This is a genomic window from Nitriliruptor sp., assembly GCF_040882075.1.
GTDB lineage: Bacteria > Actinomycetota > Nitriliruptoria > Nitriliruptorales > Nitriliruptoraceae > Nitriliruptor.
This window is the reverse complement of the sequence record NZ_JBBEBZ010000039.1, coordinates 1342-6623: the sequence shown is the minus strand read 5'-3', so window position 1 is coordinate 6623 and position 5282 is coordinate 1342. Positions and strand designations below refer to the sequence as shown.

Below are 5282 nucleotides of genomic sequence, written 5' to 3'. Positions count from 1 at the left end.
GCCTTGATGTCGTCCTCGCAGGGCTCCTCGCCGCAGTGCAGCGCGTCCGCGAACCCGGTGGACACCTGCGCCGCGAACGTGTCCCAGTCGTCGACCGACGCGCGGTTGTCCGCGAGGAAGCGCTCGGCCCGCGCCAGGAGCTGGTCGTGGTAGGCGTCGAGCCGATCCGACGCCGAGGCGACGAAGTCCTCGAAGGAGAGGGTGTCCTTGACCGCACGACCCTTGTCGTCGACCTCGCCGATCCTCTGGGCCACGAGCACCTGGCCCGCTTCGAGGTCGCGCGGGCCGAGCTCGACGCGCAGCGGCACGCCCTTCAGCTCCCAGTCGTTGAACTTGAAGCCCGGCGATGCGTCGCGGTCGTCGACGTGGGCCCGGACACCGGCCGCCTTCAGCTGATCGGCCAGCTCGTGAGCCTTGGCGCGAGGTGCGTCACCCTGCTCACCGCGTCCGATCGGCACGATCACGATCTGGATCGGCGCCAGCCGCGGCGGCAGGACCAGCCCCTGGTCGTCACCGTGGGCGAGGATGACCGCCCCGATCATGCGGGTCGACATGCCCCACGAGGTGGTGTGGCACAGCTGCAGCTCGTTGTTCTCGTCCTGGTAGGTCATGTCGAACGCGCGGGCGAAGTTCGTCCCGAGGTAGTGCGAGGTCCCCGACTGCAGCGCCTTGCCGTCGCGCATCATCCCCTCGATGGAGTAGGTGCGCACGGCGCCGGCGAACCGCTCCCCCGGCGTCTTCTCGCCCTTGACCATGGGGATGGCGGCGACGTTGCGGGCGAACTCCGCGTACACGTCGAACATCCGGAGGGTCTCCTCCATCGCTTGCGGCTCGGTCGCGTGGGCGGTGTGGCCCTCCTGCCACAGGAACTCGGTGGTGCGCAGGAAGATGCGCGGCCGCAGCTCCCAGCGGACCACGTTCGCCCACTGGTTGATCAAGAGGGGTAGGTCGCGGTAGCTCGAGATCCACTTGGCGTACATCTCGCCGATGATGGTCTCGGAGGTCGGCCGCACGACCAGCGGCTCCTCGAGCTCCTTGCCGCCCGCGTGGGTGACGACCGCGAGCTCGGGCGAGAACCCCTCGACGTGCTCGGCCTCGCGCTCGAGGTAGGACATCGGGATGAACAGCGGGAACGAGGCGTTGACGTGCCCGGTGTCCTTGAACCGTCGGTCGAGCTGCGACTGGATCAGCTCCCACACCCCGAACCCGTACGGGCGGATCACCATGGTGCCCTTGACGGGACCGCGGTCGGCGAGCTCGGCCTTGAAGACGAGCTCGTTGTACCAAGCGGACACGTCCTCGCTGAGAGGGGTGACGCCGAGATCGGGCTTCTTCGCCATCGGGGGCCTCACGAGGCAGGGGCGGGTGACGGGCTCGCGAGGCTAGCTCGGGTGGCCACCTGCCCCCGCCGGTGGGCCCGCCGCCGAGCGCTAGCGTCGGCGCCCCCTCGAACGGAGCCGACGTGGCGCAGCAGGCGGGTGCGCCGACGCACCGTCTCCGCACGGTGTCGGCTGCCACGATCCTCGGCGCCCTCGGGGTGGCCAGCCTGCCGCTGTTCCTGGCCTACCCCGGCGAGCTGCCCGTCTACGTGCTGGCCCTCGCGGCACCGATCGCCGTCGCGTTGGCCGGAGAGGCGATGGGCCTGACGTGGCTGCGGGCCGCCGGCCTCATCACGGCCGCCGCGGGGGTCGCCGCACCGGTCGTCGGCCTCGGCCTGTTCCTCGTGGTCCTGGCCGTGCTCGGGCCGCTCGCCGTCGTGCTCGCGGTGGGTCCGGCGATCCGGGCGATCGACGCCACGGCCGGCACCGCGTTCCTGAGCGCCTGCGCCATCGTCATGGTCGGCGGGTTCGCCGGCGCGGCGTTCTCGCCGCCGATCGTGGTCGGTGTCACGGTCCTGGTGCTCGTGGGTGGCACCGCGACCACGTTGGCTCGGCTCGGCGACCACCGGGACGGCACGGTCGACGTCGACGAGGTCTGAACCCTCCGGCGGCGAGCGTCAGCGGCGCGAGGCCACCAACCGTCGCACGCCCTCGACGAGCACCTCCTCACGCTTGCACGCGGCGAGCCGAACGAGCGAGCGCACCGGCTCCGGCGTCGCGCTGAACGCCGCCAGCGGGACCACGGCGACACCGTGGGCCGCCGGCGCCGTGCGGGCGTAGGCCTCCCCGTCGTCGTACCCGAGCGAGGCGATGTCGACGGTGAGGAAGTAGGTACCGGCCGAGGGCGTCACCGCGACGTCGGCCGCGCGGAGGTGGTCGAGGAGCAGGTGGTGGCGCCGAGCGTTGCGCTCGGTGACCTCCGCGTAGGTGTCGTCGTCGGAGCCGAGCGCCGTGACCACGGCGTGCTGCAGCGGGGTGCCGCCGGCGAAGGAGAGGAACTGCTTGACGGCCCGGACCGCCGTGGTCAGCGGCGGCGGAGCGATCGCCCACCCGATCTTCCACCCGGTCACCGAGAAGGTCTTGCCCGCCGACGAGACCGTGATGGTCCGCTCGGCCATCCCCGGGCGGGTCGCGAGCGGGACGTGGTGGGCCACCGCGCCCTCGTCCCGCGGGTGCGGGTGGACGACGAGGTGCTCGTAGACCTCGTCGGTCACGGCGACGACGTCGTGACGCACGCACGTCGCCGCGATCGCGTCGAGCTCGTCGACCGACAGCACCAACCCCGTGGGGTTGTGGGGGCTGTTGAGCACCAGCAGCCGCGTGCGCGGCGAGAACGCGGCCGCGAGCCGGTCGAGGTCCAGGTGCCACCCTCGCTGCGGGGTCGGCGGGTCGATCGGGACCCGAACCGGCACGGCCCCGGCGACCGCGATGATCGCCGGGTAGCTGTCGTAGGCCGGGTCGAGGACGATCACCTCGTCGCCGGGGTCACAGAGCGCCAGGATCGCCGCCGTCACCGCCTCGGTCGCACCGAAGGTGATGGTGACCTCGGTCTCCGGGTCGACGTGGTGCCCGTGGAAGCGACGTTGATGATCGGCGACGGCGCGGCGGAGGGCGGGGATGCCGGGGCCCGGCGCGTACTGGTGGTGGCCGGCGTCGAGCGCCGCGTGGGCAGCGGCGACGACGTGAGGTGGGGGCGCGTCGTCGGGGAACCCCTGACCGAGGTTGGCCGCACCGTGGGTCGCTGCAGCGGCGGAGACCTCGCTGAAGATGGAGGTCCGCAGCCCCTGCAACCTCACCGCCAACGGCACACTCACGGCCGACCCCCGCGGTCGGCCTCGGCCGGTCCGGTGTCCGCCCCGAGCCTGGCGGGGAGGGAGACCGTGAACCGGGCGCCCTCGCCGCGCCGGCTGTCGACGCGCACGCTGCCGCCCGCGAGCTCGACGTACCGCCGGACGATCGCCAGCCCCACCCCCGTCCCCCGAGCGGTCGCTGCGTCGTGCTCGGCTTGACGGAACAGCTCGAAGATGCGCTCGTGGTCCTCGGGGTCGATCCCGCTGCCCTCGTCCTCGACCTCGACGGTCAGCCACCCGTCCTCCACCTGCCCCGTCAACCGGACCGTGCTCCCGGCCGGGCTGAACTTCGCCGCGTTGGACAACAGGTTGCTCAGCACGTGCCGCAGCAGCCCCTGGTCGACCTCGACGATGACGTCGGGTGCCTCCCTGACGACCTGGTGATCGGTGAGCAACCGTCCGACGTTGGTGACGACGCGCTCGAACTCGGTCCGCAACCGCAGCGGTCCGGGCGCGAGGTGGACCCGACCCGCCTGGAGCTGGGTGAAGTCGAGCAACCGCTCGACGATGTCGCGCATGTCGCTGGCGTGACGCCAGATCAGCTGCTGGATCTCCTCGGTCTCGTCCTCGTCGAGCACCCCGGGACCGCCGGCGAGCAGCTGACTCGCGCCGAGGATGGCCGAGAGCGGGGTGCGGATCTCGTGCGCCGCGACGTTGAGGAACTCGTCCTTGACCTCGTTGGCGCTCCGGAGCTCCGCCGCCGCCTCCTGCTCGCGTCGCAGCGCCTCCTCGAGCGCCTCCTGTGCGAGCTGGCGGTGGGTGACGTCCTGGAGGATGGCCGCGTACCCGTAGGGGGTGCCGTCGTCGCGCCGCAACGTGGTGACCGTGAGCTGGCCGTAGTACCGGCTGCCATCGGGGCGCAGGTACCACCCTTCCGACTCGCCGCGCCCCGTGGTCGTCGCTTCGGCCAGCGGGTCGTCGACCGACCGAGTTGGGTCGGCCAGGGAGGTGATCCGGTGGCCGATGATGTTGCCCGCCTCGCACCCGGTGACACGGCGTGCACCGGCGTTCCAGGTCCGTACGGCACCGAGGACGTCGAGCAGCACGATGGCGTAGTCCTGGACGCCCTCCACCACCAGACGGAGGCGCTCCTCGCTCATGCGGGCGTCCCGTTCGGCGTCCTCGAGCTCGCGACGCCGAGCCTCGAGCGACACCGCCATCGCGTTGAACCCGCGGGCGAGGTCGGCGACCTCACCGGTCCCCGACTCATCGACGCGGGCGCCGAGCTCTCCCTCACGCAGACGCCCGACCGCGGAGGCGAGCGGTCCGAGCGGGCGGAGCAGCCGCTGCGCGGTCGCGAGGACGGCGGCCACGATGGCGATGACGACCACGAGCAGGACCCCGGCGGGACCCCGCAGCCCCGTCGCCTCCTCGAGCAGCGCGGACTCGAGCTGCTCCACCACGACGAACCCATCGAGGGTCCGCAGGGGGGCCGCGGCGACCAGCGTCGGACCCTCGGGACCCACCACCCGAGCCACGGGACGTTCGGCCGGCAGATCGGCGAGTGGGTGGCGGTACTCGGCCTCGACCCGCGCCGGGTCACGGTCAGCGAGGGTCGTGCCATCCGTCGCGACCAACGAGGCTCGCACCCCGTCGCCGCGCGGACGGGCGACCTCGTCGGCCACCCGGCTCAGGTCGGCTCGAGCGATCAGCACCCCGTCCGCCGTCCCCGGGGGTGACTCGACCGGGACGCTGAGTTCGAGCACGTGACGCGGTCCGCTGCGGTCCACACGGGCGCGTGGGCCCGACGCGAGCAGGAGCAGGTCCACCTCCGATCTCGGTGCGACCTCCTCGACGGTGAGCAGCTCACCTGCCGCAGCAGCGGCCACGGGCGCGCCGTCGAGGTCGAGGACCCACAGCTCCTCGAGCTCCTCGGTGACACGCAACGCGACCTGCAGCTCGATGCTGGCCGCGTCCGCGTCGAGCGCGGTCAGCTGCTCGCGTGTGGACAGCAGGGTCAGCTGGTCGAGCAGTGCACCGATCCGTCCATCGACCACCCCGGCGGCACGATCGGCCGCTGCGAGGTCGATCGTCTCGGCGCTCTCGACGATGG

Annotated in this window: 4 protein-coding genes; 1 reads left to right on the top strand and 3 read right to left on the bottom strand. The window is 72.3% G+C overall.

Annotated features, from left to right (window positions below):
* The coding region (gene proS, locus WEB03_RS02095) for a proline--tRNA ligase (RefSeq protein WP_368069319.1) at positions 1 to 1340 on the bottom strand (1340 nt) is incomplete at its 3' end.
* 122 nt (positions 1341 to 1462) lie between these two features.
* Between proS and WEB03_RS02090 the strand changes: the two genes are divergently transcribed.
* Positions 1463 to 1978 carry a hypothetical protein gene (locus WEB03_RS02090; protein WP_368069318.1) on the top strand — a complete coding sequence of 172 codons (516 nt, stop codon included), beginning with the start codon at positions 1463 to 1465 and terminating at the stop codon, positions 1976 to 1978.
* An 18-nt stretch (positions 1979 to 1996) separates the two neighbouring features.
* Here WEB03_RS02090 and WEB03_RS02085 read toward each other — a convergent pair whose 3' ends face one another.
* Positions 1997 to 3193: an aminotransferase class I/II-fold pyridoxal phosphate-dependent enzyme gene (locus tag WEB03_RS02085; RefSeq protein ID WP_368069317.1), complete on the bottom strand. Its 1197-nt coding sequence runs from the start codon at positions 3191 to 3193 to the stop codon at positions 1997 to 1999.
* A partial coding sequence (locus tag WEB03_RS02080; protein WP_368069316.1) for an ATP-binding protein occupies positions 3190 to 5282 on the bottom strand: 2093 nt, incomplete at its 5' end. The genes WEB03_RS02085 and WEB03_RS02080, both read right to left, overlap by 4 nt.